Raw genomic sequence first — 25,038 nt, 5'->3', positions numbered from 1 at the left:
CAGATGAATCGGGATTACGTATGAAATATCTTTTTTAAAGTACCGGCGATGATTTTCAGATCTACCCATAAATTATGATGATCAATATATTTGAGGTTATATGTGATTTTTGAAGGTATAATTTTATTTATATAAAATTTTTCGGGGTCATCCGAGCCCGCCAACAAGTCATTTTCATCAAAATATTGAATTGATGCCCAATCTGTTAGCCCTGGTTTAATGCTAAGCACTTTTAGCTGGTAAGGTGTATAGAGATCTACGTATTTGCGAACCTCGGGTCTCGGGCCTACAAAGCTCATGTGTCCTGCCAGTACATTAAACAATTGAGGTAATTCGTCAACTTTAAACTTACGAAGCCAAAGGCCAATACGCGTAATTCTAGGGTCGTGACTTCCGATGGTTAAACAACCCAACCTATCGGCGTGCACGTACATTGTTCTGAACTTTAACAATCCAAAATCGATGCAGTTACGGCCCACTCGCTGCTGAATGTATAGTACCGGTCCGTTGGAATCAATCATAATAAACAACCCGGTAAGTATAAATAACGGACTTAACACTATTATGCCTGTCAAGGATAGGCAGATATCAAAAGCTCTTTTAAGCATCATAAACAATAATTTAAGAAGCTATTCCTACCTGCCGCAATTTATCAGTCTGCAAATCAACCGATGGTAATATGGAATAGGTAAGTTGCTTTTGTACTGATGAAATTACAGATTCAATAATGAAATCGATCTCTTCGTTTGAGAGTTGCGGATAAATTGGCAATGAAATTTCGCATGAAAATTGTTTATACGTGGTAGGATAATCTGTAATCCGGTAGCCAAGGGCCTTAAAGTATGTTAACATAGGCATTGGTATAAAATGTACGTTTACTGCTACTCCCATGCTTGTCAAATCGTCAATGATTTTATCGCGCTGCTCTTCAGTAATATCGCTGATCCGCAACGGAAACAAATGATAACTTGTTTCCCTTCTGCTGTCGATCAGCGGCGGCTGGATAAACCAGCTGGTATTTTTAAAACCATTGCAATACCTTAAAGCAATTTGCTTACGTAACGGAAGTAAGTAGCTGCTGTATTTTCTGATCTGGGCAAGCCCAATAGCTGCGCAAATGTCGGGCATATTAATTTTAAGGCCTTTAAAAAGGATATCATACTTCCAGCCTGCACCATTTAATTTAGAAAAAGCATCTTTGGTTTGACCGTTAAGCGTGTACATTTTAAGGTACCTGTATTCAGCAATTGAGTCAAATACTGCAGGTAAATTAAGACAAACACAACCGCCTTCTGCTGTCGTTATGTTTTTAACGGCGTGAAATGAAAATATAGTAACATCGCATTTTTTTGCCGATGCAACCCCGTCAAATTTTGCGCCCAAAGAGTGTGCTGCATCTGCTATCAGTAAAATCCGGTTGAGTTTTTGTTGCTCAAAGGTTTCCGGTACAAACAATTTTAAAATTCTCCTATTTGTAATTATAGCGTTTAACTTGTCATAATCGCACGGCCAGCCGGCAATATCAACAGGAATTATAGCCTTGGTTTTCGGAGTTATAGCGTCATAAACAGCTTGCGGCGATATGCAAAAATCATCACCTATATCTACCATTACTGGTTTGGCCCCGCAGTGCAGTACGGCCAGGGCGGTAGCGCTGTAAGTATAAGCTGGTATAATTACTTCGTCCCCTTCTTTTATACCGAACCATTTCAACATCAATATGGCACCCGATGTCCATGAGTTTATACAAACTGCTGCTTTGCACGAAGTCATTGCTACTATTTCATTCTCTAAAGCGGCAACTTTAGGACCCGTGGTTATCCATTTAGATTGGAGTGTGTGTACAACTTCATCAATTACAGACTGATCAATAAACGGCGGTGAAAAAGGAATATTCATGATGTATGTGTTTAAAATTGATAGTAGGAAAATATCTGTGCGACTTTCAAGTGAATGATGATTCCTGGTTAAAGAGGTTGTTGGTATTTGAACCGGGTCTTGCAAGCCAATAAATTGTGCTTTACGAAATCACGAACCAAACGCCGATAAATGCGGTATTTTTCAGCAATAAAGTCAACGGACGTATATGGTTTAAATGTCAGATCAGACGGGCGTACAAAAAGTTTGTGATTTTTATGAATAAAATCTCTAACTTTTTCAAAAGCCTTATCGGTACAAGTTTCCGGGTGATAATTAAAAGTCCAGGTGCCGCTTGATTTAGCTTCAACTTCTGATAGCTGCACCGGGATCCAGCTAAAGCCATACTTTAAATATGGATGTTTTATTAATCCGTCACTAATAGTGTGTATATCGGAGCACTTATTTAATGCTATCAGCGTATTTCGATCAAATGTATGTGATGGTGCAATAAACATCGACGAATCGATATTTTCCCGTGTGAAGATTTGCACAGCGGAATTAATCTTTAATTCCTGATCCGGCAACGATAAGCCAGCAAATTCCGATTTTTTGTTGAGCTTCAATATTCCAGAGTTTTCATTTACATACAGGTGTTGAAAACCGTGCAAGGCTATGAAATAGTTCCTTTTTTGAAGGTCACGGACTAACTGCCAAAAAACTGGATTGAAATCTCCGCATATATTTAAACCTGGATCTTTGTTATCGGGGATAACCGCAATCATCGGTTTAATGTCGTAATGATCAAACAGATCAAAAAACCTTTCCCATTTACTTAAGTTATTCGTTGGACATAGATCATCAAGACGGATTAAATACTGTACCATGAAATTTTAATTTAACAAAGCGACGCAGTTTTAAGTAAGCCGGCTTAAGATTAATCGCTCCCATTTGCCCAGCAACTGGTCTGCATTATTGGTTTTATTAATTTTTATTGCTTCCCGGCTCAGGTTATCTTTTAATAAAGGGTCAGCAATCAATTGTTTTAGCGTATTCGATAGTGCGTCAATGGAGCCGTTAGGTAATAAAATGCCATTTTTTTTATTTTTAATAATTTCTGACGGCCCGAATTCGCAATTCATTGCAATACAAGGGCAACCAAAACTCATTGCTTCAACAAGCGCATTAGGGTATCCTTCATTTCGCGAGGGTAAAACAAATATTTCTGCCTGGCTATAGTAATCTTGCAAATTTGTTTTAGCGCCCAGCAACTTTACACGGTCTCGTAAGCCAAGGTTATAAATCTGGCAAATCAAATTGCTCTTTTCTTCACCATCTCCAACTATCAGCAAATCCACCCCATCCAGCTGTGCATTGCTAAAAGCAGTTATCAGCTGGTCGAATCCCTTTACATACGAAAGCCGGCCTACACCCAGAATAAATGGTCTTGAATGAACTAATCTAGTGGAAGGATTATCAAATTCGGGTACCGCGTTCGGAATTCGGTAAACATTAGTTATATCCTTAAACAATTCATTTTTTCGTAAACAATCTTCAACTCCTTTTGCGCTAACTACAACGGCCTTTGCTTTTTTATATAATAAAGCAGTTATCAGTTTAAGCAAATAACTAAATTGATTTATGGTTCTGTCAGGAGTTGTTCTTTCAGATACAATAAAGGGTGTGTTGGTAATAGTGCAGGTTATTCCGGCCCATAAATTTGCCGAAGTAATAAACGATAATACACAAACGGGCTTCTGCCTCAATATTAGCGCCATCAATTTAAAAGAAGTTTGAAATATATAATATAACCTTAAACTTCTTTTCCCTTGTCTGCGAACCAGGAATATAACTTTGACCGCAGGATTTATCACGTATGCAGGCTCGCATTGATTTAATGCAATGATAACCGGAGTACACTTTAGCTGAACGAAGTAGTTAGCTATAGAAATAAGAACCCTTTCAGCTCCACCACCATTCAAAGTCGGTATGATAAAAAATACCTTTGACTGCTTTAAATTGGAATTACTTTTCACTTATAAAATAATTGCATGTGACAAGTTAAATCAAGTATTTTAAGGTACTATATACTTTGCGTAGCCGCCTATTCCTTAGTTCAAATAACAGATATTCTTTAATGTATAAAAGCAAAAGACTTTTTCTTTTATAGGTCGGATAGGTAAAGTTCTTTATGATCAGGTTAAAATCGCTGATCCTTCTTTCCATCCTTACTTTTGAATCAATCATGCTCCAAACGCCGCCCGTGTGATTACGATAGCAACTCATTACGTCCGGCATCACATAGATTTTTTTTCCGGATAAATGAGTTGCGAAAAGTTTAAAGATCTTATCTCCGGCAAAACAATTAAAAAACCACTGCTTTGCAAATAACTGGTTTATTTCAGGAAAGTTCCTGTAAAGCATAGACGCTGTTTTTGTTTCCTCCTGCTTTCCGGACAAAAGATCAAAATAGGTGTGTTCAAGTGGTATCGGGTTGGGATGCACATATAGTGTTTCATTGTTTTCATTAATCACCCTTGTATAATGACAGCAAATAACGTGGTCAACGCTTTGCTCTAAAAAGTCAACCTGCTTTTGCAATTTAAAAATATCAGTCCAATAATCATCACCTTCGCAAAGCGCAACGTATTTTCCGGTACAAAATTTCTGACAATTGATCAGGTTATTATGTGTCCCAAGGTTCTTTGGCGAGGTAATCAATTTTATTTTCCCGGGATGTTTGTGCGAAAATAGTTTAACGATTTTTAGCGTCTGATCGCTCGAGCAGTCATCACCGACTATGATTTCAAATTCGAAATTAGTCTGCTGCATTAAAAAGCTTTCAATTGCCTGGGCAATAAACCGGCCATGGTTGTATGTGATACAACAAATGCTTACCATGGGTTGATTCGTCATAAAATTCCATTTGTTTTAACTGCTGCGCTTTTTATTTTTGATTTTAGCTGTTCGGCTATTAATACACCTATTTGTTTGGCCCTGGCCATTTGCTTTTCGCCAAAGTTTTGCGAACGTAACAAAATGCGGCAAATAAGATCCAGGTCCGAAATCGTTAATGTATGGTATAATGGCAGACAAATGATACGCTTCGCAATGGAGTCGCATACAGGCATAATAACATTGTCAACGTAGGGGAGGGCTGACAGCGAAGGATAGAAATACCTTCTGGAATAAATTTGGGCTAACTCCAAGTTCGCCTTACTTTCGTGCATCAACTCTTCAGTTTCAAATAATACCGGGAAATAAGCATAGTTAAAGTCTTCCGGATTCTCCAATTTTTGAAATTGTACGTCGAGTTTTTTTAAGCGCAGCCGGTACTGTTCAGATAAGTACCTGCGTTTTTTTAAAATATCGTCGATATGCCCAAGGTTGCAAAGCCCCATAGCAGCGTGAAATTCACAATTCTTTGCGTTAATTCCCTGTTCAGAAAAAGTATCCACCCCTGAATACCCGAAATTTCGCATTAGCGCCAGCTTTTTCAAAATATCAGGATCTGTTGTTATCACAGCCCCGCCCTCAATGGTGTGGAATAGTTTAGTTGAGTGAAAACTTACTGTGCTGATGTCCCCGTAAGCAAAAATTGATTTGTTTTTATAGCGCGTACCAAAACAATGAGCAGCATCGTAGATTACTTTAAGATTGTGCTTACCAGCAATCCGCTGAATTGCCTCTATATCGCATGGGTTGCCATAAACATGAGTAGCCAGGATGGCCGATGTTTGCGGCGTAATTGCTGCTTCTATTTTACTTGCGTCAATATTAAATGTTTCAGGATCGATATCAACAAAAACAGGTTTACAGCCTTGCCAAACTATGCTGCTTGTTGTTGCAACAAACGAAAATGGTGTTGTAATAATCTCTCCCTTTAAATCAAGAGCTTTGATAGCCAGTTGAAGAGCAACCGTTCCGTTCGAGACAAATAATAAATGGTCAAGACCCAAATATTCCTTCAATTTCAATTCAAGTGTATTCACCAATGGGCCGTTGTTGGTAAGCCATTGCCTCTCCCAGATACTTTTGGTATAACTTTTAAATTCTTTTTCTGAGGGCAGAAAAGGTTTGGTTACTGGTATCATCTTTTTAGAATTAATTGTTTAAAATCTCCGACTGCCGGTAGTTTGATCAGCACACTAAAAACGTAGTAAAAAAATGTATAAAGAGCTGTTATTGCCGCAATTCTCAATAAGTCCGGCGTAAAAATTGAAACAAGAAAAAGGTCAATAACATAACACGCAATTCCAATACAACCTGCTAACATCAGGATTGGGAGTATATCTTCAATTTGTTCTTTAACGGGGTAAAAAATTAATTTACCGCTGTAGAAAGAATTGATATAATAAGCTACGAAGTTGAAAAAAAGCTGAAAATATAAGAGCCCGTAAATTCCAAAAGGAATGAATAAAAGTATCCCGGCTACGCTAAGTATTTTTTTTACTATTTCGAGTTTTAAAAACAAGGAACTCTTACCCAGTACCTTCAAAACATTCAAATTGTATGAGTGCAGCGGGTACATAATACCGCTAATACACAGTATTTTGAAATAAGGTACCGCAGGTAGCCATTTATCTGTAAGTAAAAAGTGAAACAACGGTTCGGCTACAACGCATAATACAATTAAGGTAGGCGCGTTCCAAAAAAGTACTTGCTGCATTAGTTTCTTGTAAACAGCTTTTAGCTGGACTAGATCATTAGAAATCTGAGCAAACATTGGATAAGTAACCTTGTTAATTGCTGCAGATATATTTCCGACCGGCAGTTGGCTAACAGAGTCGGCGCGCGAATAAAACCCGAGCTGGCTGGCTGAAAAGTATTTTCCTATAATTATCAAATACAAGTTTTGATAGATGGTATCCAGTATTCCCGACAATGTTATTTTATAACCAAACCGAAAGTGATTTTTAAAACGTTGCCTGTCAAATATCAATGCCGGGCGCCAGGATGAGAAGTACCAATGTAAAACTGTCGATAAAAAGGCAGTAAACAAATACATCCAAACCAGGCTCCAAACGCCATATCCCATTTTTGCCAGTACAATTCCAAGTACACCGCCGCTAATAGCTGCCGGAATTTGAATATTGGTTTGTTTTTTGAACTTCAGTTCTTTTATAAGCAAGGTGCTTTGTACTCCAAAAAAAGCATTGATTATAAAAATTGATCCGTAAACGCGTACTACAGCTCTTAAAAGCGGCTGATTATAAAAATCGGCGATCAGCGGGGCGGCCAGGTAAAGCATCGTATATAAAGTGGTACTTCCTGCGAGGTTGAAATAGAAGATAGTTGATAGATCCCGCTGATCTGCATTTTGTGTCCGTACCAGTGATGCTGTTAAGCCGCTATCCAGTAAGCTGTTTCCTACGGCAATAAAGAGCGATAACATCGCAATTAAACCAAACTGCGCCGGTTCGAGTAGTCGTGCAAGAAAGATGGAGATGCAGAAGCCTATCAATTTTCCGCTAAACTGCTGCCATAACGACCACAGAATGCCTGATACTGCTTTATCTTTTAAACTCATATCGGTAGCCTAAAGGCGGGCATTAACTATATTATCAGGCAAACATGCTTTCAAATCGTATAAAACTGCGTTAGGTTTAAGGAGGTGTGCTAAATCCATTTTTTTAAATTCCTGGTGCGCAACTGCCAGCAGAATCCCGTCATAGGTCCTTTTTTTAGACTCACCGTTCTCGCAATGAATTCCATATTCGTGTTTTACCTGTTCGGGGTTTGCCCAGGGATCATGAATGTGGACTTTTACTTTGTATTCCTCAAGGCGGCGAATAATATCAATTACGCGGGTATTTCGTACATCCGGGCAGTTTTCTTTAAATGTAAAACCGAGCACAAGCACTTCTGCATTGATAAGGGAGGTGCCTTTCTGGGTCATCTTTTTGATGAATTGATCTGCAACATAAGCTCCCATACCATCATTAATACGACGGCCCGCTAAAATAACTTCAGGATGGTATCCCACTTCCTGAGCTTTCTGCGCCAGATAATATGGATCTACGCCAATACAATGGCCACCAACTAATCCGGGGCTAAAATTTAAAAAATTCCACTTTGTCCCCGCGGCCTCCAGTACTTTGTGGGTATCAATGCCCAGTTTATTAAATATCATAGCCAGTTCATTAACAAAGGCAATGTTTATATCCCGCTGCGCATTCTCAATAACTTTTGCTGCTTCAGCCACTTTTATCGAATCGGCTTTAAAAGTACCGGCAGAAATAACGGAACGGTAAAGCTGATCGACAATTTCTGCAGTTTTTGCATTTGAGCCAGAGGTTATCTTGCGTATTTTTGCCACTGTATGTGTTTTATCACCGGGGTTGATTCTTTCAGGCGAGTATCCTGCAAAGAAGTCAATGTTAAAATGAAGGTTTGATGCTTGTTCAAGTACCGGCACACACTCATCTTCGGTAACACCCGGATACACCGTAGATTCATAAATAACGATGTCGTTTTTTTTCAGGATGCTGCCTACTAACCGGCTGGCTTTTATCAAAGGGCTAAGGTCAGGCCGGTTGTTTTTGTCCACCGGCGTAGGCACTGTTACAATGTAAATTGAGCAGTTTCTTAATTTTTCAAGTTCATTGGTACAGTACAAGCCTTTAAGCGTTGTACATTCGAGGGTAATTACTTCCTCCAGTTCAGGTTTGCCAACTTCCATTGTTTGATCAAAACCGGAAATAAGGTCTTTAATCCTTTTGGGATTAATGTCGTAACCAAAAACCTTATACTGTTTAGCAAATTCTACAGCTAATGGCAACCCAACGTAGCCAAGACCAATAACGCCGATTTTATACGTTTCCTGAAGTGATTTCATTTTCGTTTTTTATATTGTTTAATACTACATGACCAAATGGTATACAGGTTACCAGCGCACAATCTATTTGATCAAAAACCATAAGAATCTTCTTTCCCATAATTTGAATTACCTGGCCTGATTGATTTATAAATACACCTTGTTTTATTTTTACCCTGTCACCGATATTTATACTTTGCAGATTCACCACTTCCACGTTTTGGTAAAGTGTCAGATTGATTTTTATCTGTTCTATGATGTGATCGCGAATGACGGCTGGTTTGCCCATGTAGTAAACAAATTTGATTACGCCTAGGGTGTAAAGCACTTCACATTCCTCCCGTGGTGTAACCCTGACAAATACGTACGAATTGAATACTGGGAGGCTTACCAGTTTCTTACGATCGGCCCATTGGTTCTGAACTGTTCTTAACGGACAGTATGATTCAATCCCCTGTTGCTTTAAAAGCTGATCTACTTTTTTCTCCCATTTTGGCCGGGTATATATCAACAGCCATTTTTTTTCGTGCAAAAAGCTTGCGGCCGATTTGGATTCCATAAAACTCTTAAATTGAATGTTTATTTGGTGGTTTGGTATAGCTTCGCTATACCACTTACAGGCTGTTATTGCTACCGGAAAAGCGTCCGGCTCAATTAGTTTGCTGATGTTAGTGGCTGATAACCGTAACATAAAGCTTCGCTATACCACTTACAGGTTATACGCTTTCAAAAACATCGACATTAAACTTACCGGCTAACATAAGCCAGCTGTTTATTACAATATTATTTAGCTACCATATCCTGTAGCGTATCCGTATCCGCCATAAGCATAAGCATGGCGGTTCTCTTTTTTGGCGTCGTTAAACACCACCATCAGGTTTTTTAATTTTTCGTTATCGTAAATATCTTGAAGGATACTCAATTGCTGTGTGTTACTATAGTTGTAACGTACCACGTAGATACTTAAATCGGCAAATCTTGCCAGGCTAAAAGCGTCAGCAACCTGACCAACCGGCGAAGTGTCTATTATCAAATAGTCGAAATTGGCATTCAGCAATTCAAACATCAAATCAACCCGCGGGCTTAGTAATAACTCTGCCGGGTTCTGTGATATTGATCCGCAACCCAGCACATAAAGATTTGTTGCTTTGCCGTAAGGTTTTACCAGATCCATCAAATCAATTGTATTGTCCTGCAGGTAATCAGAAATACCAATTTTTTGAGTCATTCCTAATTTATTTAGAAGATCGGGCTTCCTTAAGTCAAACTCAAGAAGCAATACTTTTTTATTTAGCTGAGCCAGGGTCAGCCCCATATTCAAGCTAAAAAAGGTTTTTCCTTCCCCCTTTATGCATGAGGTTATTAACATCGTCTTAGGTGACATATTAGGGTTTAATATACCAACGTTCGACCTGATGTAGCGGAACAATTCCCCGATTACAGATTGCCTGCCGCTTTGGACAACTATCGGGCTTTTGAAATCGTTATGACTAAGTTCTCCCAGAACCCTTATACCTTTTATCTCCATTAAACTGGCGGCGTTTTTTACAGTGCTGCTAAATAGCTGTTTAAGGTAAATAATCAATATGGGTATAGAAAAACCTATAATAAATGCAAGCAGATACATTAATGGCTTTTTAGGAAAATCAGGGACTGGGCTATATGCTGGTTTATCAATTAGCTGTGAAGTAGGGATTGTTGCGGATAAAGACAATGCTGTTTCTTCCCGCTTTTGAAGCAGGTATTGAAATAAATTTGTTTTCACGCCCTGTTCGCGCCCACGCTGTAACAGACCCTTTTCAAGTGATGGCACTGCCCGAACTTTTGAATCATATTGCGCAGAATTTTGCCTAAGATGATTCCGCTCAATAATAAAACCTGTCTTAATATTAGCAAGGTTCTCCCTAATGTTTCGCTGAAGGCTTGAGATTTGGTCACTGAGGTTTTGAACGAGCGGGTTATTAATGTTTGCGCTGTTCAGCATTCTGTTCCTTTCAATCTGAAGATCGTTAAAACGGGTTATTAAGGTATTTAATACCGGGTCTTTTAATCCCATTGTACTCGGAACCACATTAAACTTGTTGTTGGGGTTGCCTAAATAGGACTCGATAGAATTTACAATGCCCAATTGCACATCAGCATTTTCGAGCAGCTGGTTATATTCAGCAGATTTTTGCAGGTTTATCTGTGTGCCTGAAGCTGCGTCAACTGCACCGTTTTGCTGTTTGAATGATTCGATATCTCCTTCTGTAAGTGAAAGCTCCCTTCCCATATCCTGCAGACGCTTGTCAATAAACAAAATGGTATTAATTGCCATCGCATTTTTCTTTGCTATGCTCTGTGCATTATAGGTAGTTATAAGGTTTGCAAGAATATCAATCCCTCTTTGAGGTACCGCATCATTAAGGCTCACATTAATTGTGTTCGACTCTTTAATTACCGGATCAACCTTTAACCCGCCCAGACTGTACGCTGAAGCCAGTTGTTCCAGGTTCTTAAATTTGATGCCGATCAATTTCGGTCCGGAGCGAAACGCCGGTCCTTTATTCACGGTAAAATTATAATCATTGTGTTTAATTTCCTGCCCGTAATTATAAATCCACCTATGAAGGTCATCCGATAAAACAAAAGTATCACCGGATAGAATTTGTAATTGCAATGGTTGCAGGTAAGCCAACTTTGAGAGCCTGTTCACCGAAACTACCAGCGGCAGTTCGTCTTTATACAGTTCATTGGTTTTTAAAAAATCCGATTCGTAAAAATAGGCTGTTTCAAGGTGCAGCTTTTTAATTACGCTGTAAATAAGATCTCTTGAGCGTAAAATCTCTATTTCATTGTCAGATGTTTTTTCTTCATGAAACATGTTCAGATCGCTGAAAGCAGTTGATTTCAAAATTCCGTCGCCTTTTTTATCATCAGGTATTTGTATGGTACCAGTAACTTTATACTGCGGTGTTGTAAAGTCAAGATATATACTTACTGCAATAAAGCTTATTACCAGGCTTATTAAAAATAAATACCAACGATTTAGGTAGGGCATCATTTTGTCCCTAAAATTGTTAGCCGTTACGCCCGGGTTATAAACTGAATTTGCAGTCATCACTTCTTGCTTATTTCGTTAATTATTTAATTTAACAGTATTATCTTTTTAAAAGCACTGCCGCCAAAACAGCAACGGCCGATATGGATGCTATGACAAGTGGCATTAATCTGGTGTTTTGACTGTACTCAACTGCTTTGGAACGGTCGGGTTCAACATAAACAATATCGTTTTGCGTGAGATAGAAATAAGGCGAATTCATGGCCTCCTGCTTATTCAAATTCAAACGTTTCATGGTTTTATGATTGCCTTCATTTCTTATAACCAGTACATTTTCCCGCCTACCATATACCGTCATATCTCCCGCCATACCCAGGGCCTCCAGCAGGTTTACCTTCTCGTCGGTAATTATAAAAGTCGATGGTTTATTTACCTCGCCAATTACGGTGATTTTAAAATTTACGATCTGGATATCAACCACCGGATTCTTGACATATTTATCCAGTTCAGCGGCAATTTTGGTTTGTGCTTCGTCAACGCCTAATCCTTCAATTTTAAAATCGCCAATCAATGGCAAATTAACATATCCGCTTTTATTTACGCGGTAACCATCTTTGTAAAGTGATGTACCTGATGCGGCATTTTTGTTGCTGATGAAAAGTAAATTTGACTCAGGGTTCGAACTGGTCATGGTGATGTTCACTACATCATTTTTATGAATACGTGTTTCCTGCGCCTGGGTGTTATTTTCAGTAACTGAACTTGCCATATTACTAAAATAAACCAAGTCTCTTTTAGGTGCGCAGGAGCTTACAATGAGTAATGCTAAAATGCAGCAGGGATAAATTGATTTTATATTCATGAGATTAAAAATATAGCCTGTTTATTTGTGTCTGATCGTTTATATAGTCAAATATATAGCATTGATGATCAGTAGTTTATTGTTTTTCCCGATTGAAATTAAATTGTAAAACGGTGCTTGAATATTCACACAAACTGTAAAATAGCTACATAGCAGCTTTACATATTATGTAAAAAAGCAATGAAATTGACTGCTTTTTTACCAAAAAATTCTTTAGATCAGGGTGTGTTTTGAGGTGCTTATAAGAGATTTATTTAAGCCAGACGGCTTAAATAATCGGTATCATAAAAACGTGTTCTAATTTTATTGTAACGACCGAACCTCCAGGGCAATCAGGGCTGCACGAGCCCCGGAAACAGGTGAAAGAAAAATTTAGAGTTAATCCAAATCGAAGCTAAATAAAAAGTCAATTGAACATTTCTTCAATTGACTTTTTATTCTAATTCCGAATTATATAAATATAATGGCGGTAAGGTTATTCAACGGTTACAGATTTTGCTAAGTTGCGTGGCTGATCGACATTACAACCGCGCAGTACAGCAATATGGTAAGCGAGCAATTGTAGTGGAATTGTAGCCAGCAATGGCAAGAAGGCTTCGTCGGCATCAGGTATTTCAATGCAATAATCTACCATTTTTTTTACCTGGGTATCTCCTTTAGTTACAATGGCAATTACGATTCCCTTGCGCGCTAAAACCTCCTGGATATTACTGATCACCTTTTCGTAGGAAGAGTTTTTGGTTGCAATAAATATAACCGGCATTTCTTTGTCAATCAAAGCGATGGGGCCATGTTTCATTTCGGCAGCGGGGTAGCCCTCTGCGTGCACGTACGAAATCTCCTTTAATTTTAGGGCACCTTCCAGTGCTACCGGAAATCCGTTCCCCCTTCCTAAAAATAAACAATTACTTGCATCCTTTATACTAAGTGCGATATCCCTTATCAAATCATTATTGGCCAAAACCGCCTGTATTTTTTCGGGTATGTTATCCAGTTCGGTTAAAAGGCCTATTAACCTTGATGTGGCAAGCGTGCCCTTTTGTTGTGCTATGTAAAATGCAATGAGTGTTAAAACCGTTACCTGAGCCGTGAAGGCTTTGGTAGATGCAACACCAATCTCCGGACCGGCATGCGTGTAAACACCCGCATCTGTTATTCTTGGAATAGACGAGCCTACTACATTACAAACTCCAAAAATGGTTGCACCTTTTTCTTTTGCTATTTCAATTGCCGCCATGGTATCAGCGGTTTCTCCGGATTGCGAGATAGCTATGACAACATCCTTTTCGCTAATAATGGGGTTACGGTACCTGAATTCGGAAGCGTATTCAACTTCAACCGGCACCCGTGCATACTCTTCAATTAAATATTCACCGGTTAACCCGGCATGCCATGATGTACCGCAGCCGATAATAATAATGCGTTCAATGTTCTTTAGCTTTTCGGCGTATTCTTTAATCCCTCCCAAAGCTACTTTCCCGGCCTCAGGGTTAATCCGGCCACGCATGCAATCTCTTATCGAGCGGGGTTGTTCAAATATTTCTTTTAACATGAAATGGTCAAAGTCTCCTTTCTCAAGGTTTTCCAACTTTAATTCCAGTTCCTGTATCATTGGGGTCTGAATAACATTATCCAGGCGTTTTATCAGGAACTCATCACGTGTCATCAATGCAATTTCATTGTCCTTTAAGTATATAACATTTCTTATATACTCAACAATAGGTGTTATGTCTGATGCGATGAAATACTCCGATTCACCTACGCCAATTACCATGGGGCTGCCTTTTCTGGCTGCAATCAACTGGTCGGGATTTTCCCTGTCTAAAATTACAATTGCATAAGCGCCAATCACCGATTTTAAAGCCTGGCGTACAGCTTCAAGTAAATCAATCTTTTCTATATTTTGTATTTCTTCTATAAGATGGATCAAGACCTCGGTATCTGTTTCACTTTTAAAGTTATGACCCCGGCTAATCAGTTCTTCCTTCAGCACGCAGTAATTTTCAATTATGCCGTTGTGTATAATGTGCAGGCGATTATCGTTTGAGCTATGGGGATGGGAATTTTTATCAGATGGCGCTCCATGTGTTGCCCATCTTGTATGGCCAATTGCAATTTTTCCGGTGGTGTTTTTATCTGTAGCGAAATCTTCAAGAAATGATACCTTTCCGGCCTTTTTATAAACATTAAAGCCATCATCATTTATAATGGCTATCCCGGCACTATCATAGCCGCGGTATTCCAACCTTTTTAAGCCTTTAATAACAACCGGCCAGGCATCGCGATAGCCGATATAACCTACAATTCCACACATAATTTAGGGATTTAGTGAAAGTTAAACATTGATGTTGGTTGAAAATACGAGTGCTTTTGTAACTCTGTTAAATTAATTTTTCATGGTCACCAGTTTATTGAATTCAAATATTTCGATCTGGCCTGGTTTTTTATTAATTAATCCTTCGTCTTTAAAATCGCTTAAGGTACGGCTCACTGTTTCGATGGCCATACCGGCCATATTTGCTATCTCTTCTCTGGATATTTTTAAAACCAGCGGATCATCTGAATACCTGCTCAATCGTAATATTACTTTCGCCAGGCGCTTTCTTACCGAATGATAGGCCAATTCAAGCATTTGATCTTCTTTTTCACGCAGATTATTAGAAAGCATTTTTAAAAACTGCTGACTTATATCCGGATAGCGAACAAGTAAATTGGAAATTAAATTTTTGGGAACCATGCACACAGTTGTGTCTTCAATGGCAATTGCCGTTTCGTTGAAACAATCATCCAGCAATATTGCATTTACGCCCAGGTAATCATGAGTCTTATATAAACCAGTCATAAATGTTCGTCCATCGTCCGATTGTTTTATAGTTTTAACGCTGCCTTCAATAATCAAATATATTCCCATCGGCTGGTCGCCCTCATAATAAAGGATCTGTTTTTTTTCAATCTTTCTTATTTTTCTTCCTTCTATTAATAATTTTAATTGATCCCTGCCGTCGTTCATATTACCAGTTGGATTTTTTAATGTATTATGCAGGTAGGTTTTTTGATTTTCATTTTTACTTAACCTGGCTTTTAAAGCATTTACTAATTCAGTTTGTGTAAATGGTTTATGTATATAATCATCAGCGCCCAATTCCATACCTTTTCTGTAATCTAGTCTTTCAGTATTAGCAGTGATAAAAATGAAGGGAATATAAGCCGTCTCCTGGTTCTCTTTTAGCATATTCAACACTGCAAATCCATCCAGATCAGGCATTTTTACGTCACACAATATCAAGTCTGGTTTGTTTTGTATTGCAACGCTAACCCCGGCCATGCCATTTTCAGATTGCATAACGTCATATCCGCTTTGCTCAAGTATTTTAGATGTTAGCGCCCTGATGTTGTTGTCATCATCAATAAGGAGTATTCTTTTATTCATAATCGGTAATGTTTTAGGTTTAATACTAATGTCAATTAGCTTTTAGGGTGAAACAGCAAAAACAATTAATATAGGGCTCGTTTAAATTTTAGCCGAAATTTTTATAATGAAAATTACTTCTTTCTGATTTTTAAAACATTTGACATTTTTGGGGTATTTGCTACAAAAGATTCTAAAACTTCAATTTAAAATGCAATACATTTTTTTGAAGAAATTTAAACAGGCTCTTAAGTTGCATGCCAAAGATTTATTGAAATAAACGAATTTTAAATGTGCAATTCTACGCTATTCAGTAAATCGTAAACAAACTTAGTGTAATACAATATTAATAAATACCTGTAAAAGACCAATTTATGCCTTTTTAAGATCAGGCAATTTTGGTTTCTATACAGTTAATAATTTTGAGAAAATTGATTTTTAGATGCTTTAAAGCACTTTTAAACCAAAAAAGATTTTTTTTGGGTCTAATTTACCAGGATAACTATTTTTTAGGTACCTCCAAAAATATTCCTGAAATTTTTGTGCAAACGCCATTAGACAATTCGGGATATCCGATTACACGTACTCTTTTTAAGTTCCCCTTAGCTGTAATTAACTCCGCTTCAATGTCAAAGGGAATGCCTTTTTTTAAGGCCCTGTTAAATGTTTTTTGGACAAAATTATGCTTAGGGCCTTCGCTATGAAAATTGAAAAAAAAATTGAAGAACGGCTCAAACTCTTCAGATACTTCCAGTATTTCCTTAGTTATTCTACTCCAGGTAACTGTTTTGTTAACATAATCTCTGCTCCAGGCCCCAATGCGTGCGATTTCTTTCGTCTTATTTAGTATCTCAGAAATTTTTTGATTTTCGAGTTCTTTTTGCTTTATAGCACTAATATCTTCCGTAAAAATAAGTAGGCCACCTATTTCATTTTTATAATTGTACCAGGGGCGTATGTCCCATTTCATCCAGGCGACAGTGCCATCGGCCTTTTTTATCAGCTCCTCGTCACCATTATTAATCGCGCCATTTAACGAAGATGTATAGACTTTTTTTAAGTTTAAATTCAACTTAGCGAAAATCTGTTCGTGACAACCACCAATAAGGTACTCTTCGCTCAGATGGTAGTCTGTAATCCATTTGTTTGATACCGCTATGTACCTCAACTCTTTATCGAGCATAGCGATAGCGAAAGGGGCTTGCGAAATAAATATCTTATAACTTTCATCAATACTTTTCTGTATTTCCCTGTTAAGATTATTTTGCGCTTTATTTTCAATGAATCTTTTATAACACGCCGAGAAATTTGAAGGATTTGAAAAATTAAACATGGCAGCGATTTGTTTTCTGCTATACTTTTTTTCGGATAAATATTTTTCCGCCAACTCCATTTGAAGGTCTCTGTAATAAGAGAACAAGCTGGTGTTGTATTTGGCGGCAAATTCTCTTTTAAGTGTAGATTCTGAAATGAAATGCTGTTTGGAAAGATTTACTATTCCCGGGAAATTATCAAACACCTGTGATTTGAGCGTTTCAGCAACATTTTCTATATTTTTTTGAACAGGCAGTAAATTATTTCCATTATGTTTTGAGCCGTTTAACTCGCTGCGATTTAAACTTTTAAGTTTAGTTATATCAGCTACATGCACAAAAAAACCTTTTACTTTGCCGTTTTCAAAATCAGGGCTGTATGTAGCTATCGAATTTCTTACCTGGCCTGAGGGCACTCTAATTGCACGTTCAAAAGTTTGCGTTTTTCCGGCAAGCACACCTTGTATATAGGGTAGGTTTTTTTGAAAAAGTTCACCCAATAATTCGGGCATTCTTAATTTATCAACTATTTCTTCGGGCTTTTTCCCAAACCAATCAATATATGCTTTATTAGCAAATCTGCAGATTAGGTTTCTGTCCCAATAAGCAAGCATAGCCCCGGTATCTTCAATAGCTTCAAAACTCAGTTCGTTAATTTTAGTTTTAAGTTCATTCATTCTTAGCTTCATTTAGTTAAACAAGCAATGTCACTTTGAGTACAAGGAAACTGAGCCATAATTTCAAAAACATCATAACTTAAACTTGATGACCGGCATCAAACAAAAAAATGACATCGTCTATTTTTAAATGCTTTCGCTAATCCTTTTTTAAAATGGCGAATACATTGTTTAGTTTTTAATGTTTTGTAATGGGGTATTACAATTGGTTACGAGTTGAATTTACACAACTTTATAGAATAAAAATAATTGTTTTGCAAAAGTTGCTACAGCCTTGGTTTAATTATGCCCTTTCCCATTTTTCTGCCGCTAATATTACCGTTTTTTTAGCTGGATTTTTTACATAATATGTAAACTGCAACGGATGCTATTTACAAATTGTGTAAAAAAAAATGTGACTATTTACAATTTAATTCCAAATCTGATTTGCTAGAAGTATTTGATGTTCAATGAGATAGATTTGTGATATCAGAAAGTTGTATCGCGATAAAGCAGAAATTTCATGAGTATGCCTGTGGCAATAAGTGATGTTAACACTTTTACTGAAAGTAATAAAATATCCGATTTTATGATTAAGAAAGACTTGATAGTTAGTATATGTTGTATCACTTATAATCATGAGCAGTTTATAGCCCAGGCTGTTGACAGCTTTATGATGCAAAAAACAGATTTTAAATTTGAAATAGTAATTGGCAATGATTGTTCTACAGACGGCACATGCGGAGTATTAACCATGCTCCAGGAGAAGTATCCTGGATTTATAACGGTTCTTCCTGCCGAAAAAAATGTTGGCTGTCACTTAAACATGGTGAACACCCTTAAAGCTTGCAAAGGCAAATATATTGCGCTTTGTGAAGGCGACGATTTTTGGACCGATCCATTTAAGTTACAAAAGCAGGTTGATTTTTTAAATAACAACCCCGAATACATCATCTGCTGTCATTATACCCGGGTAATTGATATGAACGACAATACCCTTTATGTTCATCCCAGCCCTAAGCCCTTGGTGTATTCTTATTACGATTTGCTTTGCGGCAAACAGGAAGAGACAAAAACCGCCACAGTGTTATATCATAATCTGCCGGAGGTATATGAGTTATATAATAAACCCTGGTATTTTAACTGTTATGCAGGAGATAAAATGCTAAAACTGTTTGCAACTTTTGCGACCGGCCGAAAAATATATGTTATTCCCGAGGTAATGAGTTGTTATCGTAATCATACCGGTGGCATTTGGAGCATGATCAGGGACGATTCAAGGATGGAAATGGTCATCAGCGATTTTAACCTGATTACGCAAAAATTCGATTATCACGGTATCCACAAAAGGAAACTTTTATTGCTTTATATCCAAAGATACATCCTGTTTGAATTGAGGCGATGGCGGATAGGTAAAATATACAATACCGTAAAGTACCTGATTTAATGCCGCCTTTAAATTCAATTCTTTTATAATAATACACCTTAATATTCAACGCTATGGGGTACCGCAGTTTTACTGTAAATACTAAAAAAGAATGGGACGACTATATGATGAAGGCATTAATGAATGAATGTTTTCATAGTTGGGGCTATCATTTGCTAAATAATGAAGGTGAACCTCTTTTATTTATTTATGAAGAAGAGGGATTCTTTATTGCCTTACCGGTAATTAAGAGACAAATTGAAAACTCTCCATATTTTGATATGACCTCAGTTTATGGTTATAGTGGCCCTGTATCCAATATTGATCTTTCGCATTTATCTTCGCTTACAATTAGCCAATTTAAAATCTCATTTACCAATTTCATGCAAAACGAATCTGCTATTTGTATGTTTTCGAGATTGCATCCATTTATCAATCAACTGACTTTAACAACCGGATTTGGAGGAATAAGGAAAAACGGGACAACATTATACATAGACCTCTCCATTTCTGTTCAGGACCAGCACAACAGGTACGACAAAAGGCTTTCCAGGCAAATCAGACGGTTGCGTAAACAAGGATTTGAAATAAAGGAAAGTTGCGATCTGGCAGAAATCCGAGGTTTTATTGAAATGTATCATAAGAATATGGATCGGGTAAGTGCATCTAAAAATTATTATTTTGAGGAAAAGTATTTTGTTGACCTGCTTAATATCGACGGCTTTGATAACAGGCTCATCCTGATATACGAGGGAAGAAAATTGGTTTGCGGTGCGCTTGTCTTATTGTCAGACAACATTATCCGAAATCATCTTTCGGCAACAGCGCCCGAATACTTAAAAGAATCTCCCAGTAAATTATTGACAGACGAAATCAGTGTGATGGGGCGCCGGCTGGGAAAAAAGATTTTTCATCTCGGAGGAGGGGTAGGTGGCAAAGAGGACACGCTTTACAGATTTAAAAGACTTTTCTCAGGTCTTCAGGTAAAAGACCATATATGGTGCTATATAAACGATGAACAAGCCTACAATGATCTGGTACAGCGAAATGGAGTTGCCATTGATCCTCAATCTGCATATTTCCCTTTATATCGTCAACCCAAGCGGGATTTGCAACCTTATATTTCAAACATAGAAGCCTCGGTTGTTTAAAATTAACCTTAAAATTTAAATTATGAAAAATAAATTCGCTTATTCAAAAGCTGACCTGGATACATTCGATCAAATTATGAACGAATACGGCTGGATTGTTTATGAGGATGCTTTGGATGTTGATTTTGTTGATGAAATTAACAATTCATTGGACGCTGCTTATGAAATAAGACGACAAATTCAGATTAAAAACGGGATAGGTGAAAACATGAAGGGGACATTGCATCATCTTGTTGAAAGGGAGCTTTTTACATTTAAATTCCTCGAAAGGAAATATTGTGCAGACCAGATCAGGCATTTTTTAAATGGGAATTATATTTTAAACTCCCTGGGTGCTGTAATTAATACCAAAGATGGCAGCCCTTATGTGCAAAATATTCACAGAGATATAAGAAGTTATACAGGAGATTATAAAGTAATGATCCAACTGATGATTATTTTAGATGATTTTACGCTTGATAACGGTGCAACGTTTTTGCTGTCCGGCTCACATAAGCAGGAAAATAAGCCGGATGATGAATACTTTTTTAAGAATGCCGAGCGAGCTATAGCAAAAAAAGGGAGCATTGTTGTTTTTGATGCTAACGTATGGCATGCCACAGGCAAAAACAATACTGATAAACCAAGACGCGCACTTACTATGGCATTTACCCGTCCGTTCTTTAAACAACAGCTCGACTATCCGCGGGCAATAGGCTATGAATTTGGTAAGGGTTTGAATGAAAATTTAAGGCAAGTTTTGGGGTACAATTCCAGAACGCCGGAAAACCTGGACGAATATTATCAACCGGTAGAAAAAAGGATGTATCAACCCGGTCAGGGCTAATTAGAATCTAATCAATGCCGGTGTTAAGCGATGATTATGCCTATAATTGGTATTATCCCCCGTTCCTTGTTTTGCCCTTCACACAATGATAGGCGGGGCAGCATGTATTAACGCATAATGATTTAGATATTTTGCCTCCAATTATTTTTTACCAACAGTTTCCTGTTTATTAAAGACAGTTCATGATAGTTATATTATTGCGCTTGGTTAGCTTAGCAATATAAATCCTAAGTTTTTAGAAAAATTTATTTCCTGATGTTACCATATAAGTCGAATAACTTTTTTTCGGTAAATGGTTTAACAGGTAATACATTTAAAGCTAATCCCATAAATGAGAGCTATCCATCTTACTGCAACAGTTAGTTTTGTCCTTAATTTTATTTTTATTGGTGCGCTATCCCATGTTTGCCTTGCAGATAGCTATTTGGATACGGGTAAAACAACAGTTCCAGCCGCAAACATGCTTAAGCTTGAAAAAGATTTTATAAGCATCCCTAACGCGGTTCAGACAAGTATTTATTGGTACTGGATTTCGGGAAATATTTCAAAACAGGGAGTAATCCGCGACCTTGAATCTATGAAAAAAGTGGGGATAAACAGGGCATTTATTGGAAATATCGGACTTACAGAAGTGCCTAACGGGAAAGTGAAATTATTTTCCAATGAATGGTGGGATATTATGCATACAGCTTTAAAAACAGCTACTAAATTGGGTATTGAAATAGGGATTTTTAACAGCCCGGGCTGGAGCCAATCCGGAGGGCCCTGGGTTAAGCCGGAGCAGGCTATGCGTTACCTCACATCTTCTAAAATAACCGTAAGCGGCCAGCAAACGATCAATTTGAAATTAGTGCAGCCTCAAAAGGATTTCCAGGACGTCAGGGTAATAGCTTATCCTGTACCTGCGGGCTATAATTCAGATATCAGTAGCATTAAACCTGTTCTTAAGTCATCTCCCGAAATAAATAATCTTAATGAGCTGTTTGACAACAACTATAAAACGGGTGTGAAGCTTAAGGAAAAGCAGGGTTTTACGATTGATATTTCAACGCCGGCGGCTTATACAGTACGCAGCCTGGTGATATCTCCCGATACCAAAGCAATGTCATTTGACGGCGATATACAGGTACTGCTGAACGGTACCTATCAATCCATTAAGCATTTTTCTGTTGATAGGTCAAACAACGCGCTCAACGTGGGCTTTAGCCCTCACGGGCCTGCTGCTATTTCAATACCAGCAACTAAATCGGCCAGTTACCGTATCGTGTTTACCAATGCATCGGCTGATGCGGGAATAAATGAACTGAAATTATCGGGCACGCCTGTAGTGGAAAATTATATAGAAAAAACATTGGCGAAAATGTGGCAAACCCCGTATCCGTATTGGACGGCATATCAGTGGCAACAGCAGCCAGCGGTTGATGATAAAAGTTATCTTATTGATCCTGCAAAAGTACTTGATATCTCGAAATATATGGCTGCCGACGGGACTTTGAAATGGCAGGTGCCCGCCGGAAACTGGATGATAGAACGTACCGGGATGACGCCAACTCAAGTTCAAAACAGTCCGGCGCCGCCTGAAGGTACTGGCCTGGAAGCGGATAAAATGAGCAAAAAACATATCAGGGCCCATTTTGACGCTTTTTTAGGCGAAATTCAGCGACGGATTCCTGCAGCGGATAGGAAAACGTGGAAGGTAACCGTTGAAGATAGCTACGAAACAGGGGGCCAGAACTGGAGTGATCATTTAGTGGAGAACTTTAAAAAAGTTTACGGTTACGATCCTGTTCCCTACATTCCTGTACTGCAGGGAACGGTTGTGGGAAGCGAAGATCAGTCAGATCGGTTCCTTTGGGATTTAAGGCGGTTTATTGCCGATAATGTCGCTTATCAATACGTAGCCGGCCTGAGGGAAATCAGCCATGAACATGGGTTGACTACGTGGCTGGAAAATTATGGACACTGGGGTTTCCCGGGCGAATTTTTACAATATGGCGGGCAGTCTGACGAGGTTGGCGGAGAGTTTTGGAGTGAGGGTAGCCTGGGTAACATAGAGAACAGGGCAGCCTCCTCATGTGCGCATATTTATGGAAAAAACAAAGTGTCGGCCGAGTCATTTACCTGCGGCGGTGCCTCGTATTCCCGTTATCCGGCTATGATGAAACAGCGGGCCGACCGTTTTTTTACAGAAGGTATTAACAATACGTTGATGCATGTTTACATTGAACAACCTTATGAAGATAAATTTCCAGGGGTGAATGCTCCATTTGGTAATGAATTTAACCGGCATAACACCTGGTTTTATGATATGGATATATTTATAAAATATATAAAACGCTGCAATATGATGTTACAGCAGGGTAAATATGTTGCCGACGTTGCCTATTTTATAAGTGAGGATGCCCCAAAAATGACCGGTACCCAAGACCCTGAACTGCCTTTGGGTTATTCTTTTGATTACATAAACGGTGAAGTAATAAAGACACGCCTTGCGGTAAAAAATGGTAAATTGATGTTACCCGATGGTTTAAATTACAGCATCCTCGTTTTGCCGAAATTAGAGACTATACGGCCGGAGCTGCTTTTAAAGATCAGTGAGTTGGTTAAGCAGGGTGCAGTTGTACTGGGGCCAAAACCGATGCGCTCACCAAGTTTACAAAATTATCCGGCTGCCGATAACCATGTTCAAAAACTTGCCGATGAATTATGGGGGAATATTGACGGCAAAACTGTTAAAGTGAACAAATTGGGCCTGGGGATGGTTATTGACGGCATGTCTTTACAGGAAGCGTTAAACCTGGTGAAGGTGATTCCCGATATAAAAACTGAAAAAACAGATTCTGTTCTCTTTATTCACCGAAGACTGCAGAAAGGTTCGGTGTACTTTTTGTCCAATCAAACAAATAAATCGATAGCTATCAACCCTAAGTTCAGGATAGCAGGTAAACGCCCGGAGTTATGGGACCCGGCCACGGGCAAGGTTCGCGTTTTGCCGGCTTATACGCAAAATAGTTCAACCACAAGTGTGCCGCTTTCACTCGCACCATTGGAAAGTGCTTTCATTGTATTTACAAAGCCCGGAAAAAAGGGAGATACCCACCGGGAAAATTATCCGGATCCGATAAAAGCGGTTACAATTAACACCCCCTGGAAAGTAAAATATGACTCAAAAATGCGGGGCCCGGTAAAGCCTGTTGTTTTTAACACTTTAACCGACTGGAGTAAAAACGCCAATGATAGTATAAAGTATTACTCAGGTTCTGCGTGGTACCATAATACATTTAGTATGCAGGGTACAAAAAAAAGCACGGTGGTTTTCCTTGACCTGGGGATGGTAAAAGGGATAGCCAAAGTTAAAGTTAATGGTGTTGATATGGGTGGTGTTTGGACCGCACCTTATAAAGTTGACATAACCAAAGCCCTTAAAAATGGCATAAATACTGTCGAAATAAAAGTTGTTAATACATGGGTGAACCGCTTGGTCGGCGATAGCATGTTGCCAGTTGCTGAAAGAAAAACGTGGACAAACTACAATACCTTTACTCCGCAAAGTAGTTTGGAGGCATCAGGATTACTTGGCCCTGTCCAAATAGAAACAATTAAATATTGAGATGCCTTTTGTTGGAAATAAAGACTGCCTGAATTTATTTAACGTTGCTAACAAACCGGCGACTTATGACA

The 25,038-nt window shown here is 38.4% G+C and carries 18 protein-coding genes; 4 read left to right on the top strand and 14 right to left on the bottom strand.

Annotation, left to right across the window (positions count from 1 at the left end; genetic code table 11):
- Positions 1-14 precede the first annotated feature (14 nt).
- The 14 genes from MuYL_RS13375 to MuYL_RS13305 all read right to left on the bottom strand — a co-directional run bounded on the left by MuYL_RS13375 (position 15) and on the right by MuYL_RS13305 (position 17,975).
- Positions 15-611 (bottom strand): sugar transferase, encoded by a 597-nt coding sequence (locus MuYL_RS13375; protein ID WP_094571057.1) that lies wholly within the window; start codon positions 609-611, stop codon positions 15-17.
- Positions 612-621: 10 nt separating this feature from the next.
- A complete protein-coding gene (locus tag MuYL_RS13370) occupies positions 622-1,899 on the bottom strand; it encodes a DegT/DnrJ/EryC1/StrS family aminotransferase (protein ID WP_094571056.1) in 1,278 nt (425 codons plus the stop codon).
- 68 nt (positions 1,900-1,967) lie between these two features.
- Positions 1,968-2,744: a DUF2334 domain-containing protein gene (locus MuYL_RS13365; protein WP_094571055.1), complete on the bottom strand. Its 777-nt coding sequence runs from the start codon at positions 2,742-2,744 to the stop codon at positions 1,968-1,970.
- Between the two features lie 30 nt (positions 2,745-2,774).
- Positions 2,775-3,893 carry a glycosyltransferase gene (locus tag MuYL_RS13360; protein ID WP_094571054.1) on the bottom strand — a complete coding sequence of 373 codons (1,119 nt, stop codon included), beginning with the start codon at positions 3,891-3,893 and terminating at the stop codon, positions 2,775-2,777.
- 25 nt (positions 3,894-3,918) lie between these two features.
- On the bottom strand, positions 3,919-4,773 hold the full coding sequence (locus tag MuYL_RS13355; protein ID WP_094571053.1) for a glycosyltransferase family 2 protein: 855 nt from the start codon (positions 4,771-4,773) through the stop codon (positions 3,919-3,921).
- Entirely contained in the window at positions 4,770-5,951 is a 1,182-nt protein-coding gene (locus MuYL_RS13350; RefSeq protein ID WP_094571052.1) for a DegT/DnrJ/EryC1/StrS family aminotransferase, read from the bottom strand. Before MuYL_RS13350 ends, MuYL_RS13355 begins: the two co-directional genes overlap by 4 nt.
- Positions 5,948-7,387: a lipopolysaccharide biosynthesis protein gene (locus MuYL_RS13345; protein ID WP_094571051.1), complete on the bottom strand. Its 1,440-nt coding sequence runs from the start codon at positions 7,385-7,387 to the stop codon at positions 5,948-5,950. Before MuYL_RS13345 ends, MuYL_RS13350 begins: the two co-directional genes overlap by 4 nt.
- A gap of 9 nt (positions 7,388-7,396) precedes the next feature.
- Entirely contained in the window at positions 7,397-8,695 is a 1,299-nt protein-coding gene (locus MuYL_RS13340; RefSeq protein ID WP_094571050.1) for a nucleotide sugar dehydrogenase, read from the bottom strand.
- Entirely contained in the window at positions 8,670-9,365 is a 696-nt protein-coding gene (locus tag MuYL_RS13335; RefSeq protein ID WP_245845533.1) for a UpxY family transcription antiterminator, read from the bottom strand. The genes MuYL_RS13340 and MuYL_RS13335 overlap by 26 nt, the downstream gene beginning before the upstream one ends.
- A gap of 96 nt (positions 9,366-9,461) precedes the next feature.
- Positions 9,462-11,774 (bottom strand): GumC family protein, encoded by a 2,313-nt coding sequence (locus tag MuYL_RS13325; RefSeq protein WP_094571047.1) that lies wholly within the window; start codon positions 11,772-11,774, stop codon positions 9,462-9,464.
- Positions 11,775-11,814: 40 nt separating this feature from the next.
- On the bottom strand, positions 11,815-12,483 hold the full coding sequence (locus tag MuYL_RS13320; RefSeq protein WP_245845531.1) for a polysaccharide biosynthesis/export family protein: 669 nt from the start codon (positions 12,481-12,483) through the stop codon (positions 11,815-11,817).
- Between the two features lie 568 nt (positions 12,484-13,051).
- Positions 13,052-14,890: a glutamine--fructose-6-phosphate transaminase (isomerizing) gene (gene glmS / locus MuYL_RS13315; protein ID WP_094571045.1), complete on the bottom strand. Its 1,839-nt coding sequence runs from the start codon at positions 14,888-14,890 to the stop codon at positions 13,052-13,054.
- A gap of 72 nt (positions 14,891-14,962) precedes the next feature.
- Positions 14,963-16,006 (bottom strand): response regulator, encoded by a 1,044-nt coding sequence (locus MuYL_RS13310; RefSeq protein ID WP_094571044.1) that lies wholly within the window; start codon positions 16,004-16,006, stop codon positions 14,963-14,965.
- Between the two features lie 481 nt (positions 16,007-16,487).
- On the bottom strand, positions 16,488-17,975 hold the full coding sequence (locus MuYL_RS13305) for a PAS domain S-box protein (RefSeq protein WP_170309752.1): 1,488 nt from the start codon (positions 17,973-17,975) through the stop codon (positions 16,488-16,490).
- Between the two features lie 568 nt (positions 17,976-18,543).
- Here MuYL_RS13305 and MuYL_RS13300 point away from each other — a divergent pair.
- The 4 genes from MuYL_RS13300 to MuYL_RS13285 all read left to right on the top strand — a co-directional run bounded on the left by MuYL_RS13300 (position 18,544) and on the right by MuYL_RS13285 (position 24,967).
- On the top strand, positions 18,544-19,401 hold the full coding sequence (locus MuYL_RS13300; RefSeq protein WP_157740840.1) for a glycosyltransferase family 2 protein: 858 nt from the start codon (positions 18,544-18,546) through the stop codon (positions 19,399-19,401).
- Between the two features lie 53 nt (positions 19,402-19,454).
- A complete protein-coding gene (locus MuYL_RS13295) occupies positions 19,455-20,531 on the top strand; it encodes a GNAT family N-acetyltransferase (protein WP_094571041.1) in 1,077 nt (358 codons plus the stop codon).
- Positions 20,532-20,553: 22 nt separating this feature from the next.
- Entirely contained in the window at positions 20,554-21,357 is an 804-nt protein-coding gene (locus MuYL_RS13290; RefSeq protein ID WP_094571040.1) for a phytanoyl-CoA dioxygenase family protein, read from the top strand.
- A gap of 331 nt (positions 21,358-21,688) precedes the next feature.
- Complete coding sequence (locus MuYL_RS13285) at positions 21,689-24,967, top strand: glycosyl hydrolase (protein ID WP_245845529.1); 3,279 nt, start codon at positions 21,689-21,691, stop codon at positions 24,965-24,967.
- Positions 24,968-25,038 lie beyond the last annotated feature (71 nt).

It is taken from the genome of Mucilaginibacter xinganensis (assembly GCF_002257585.1).
Classification (GTDB): Bacteria; Bacteroidota; Bacteroidia; order Sphingobacteriales; family Sphingobacteriaceae; genus Mucilaginibacter; species Mucilaginibacter xinganensis.
Note: the sequence above shows the minus strand (reverse complement) of the source record. Positions and strands in the feature narration are given on the sequence as shown.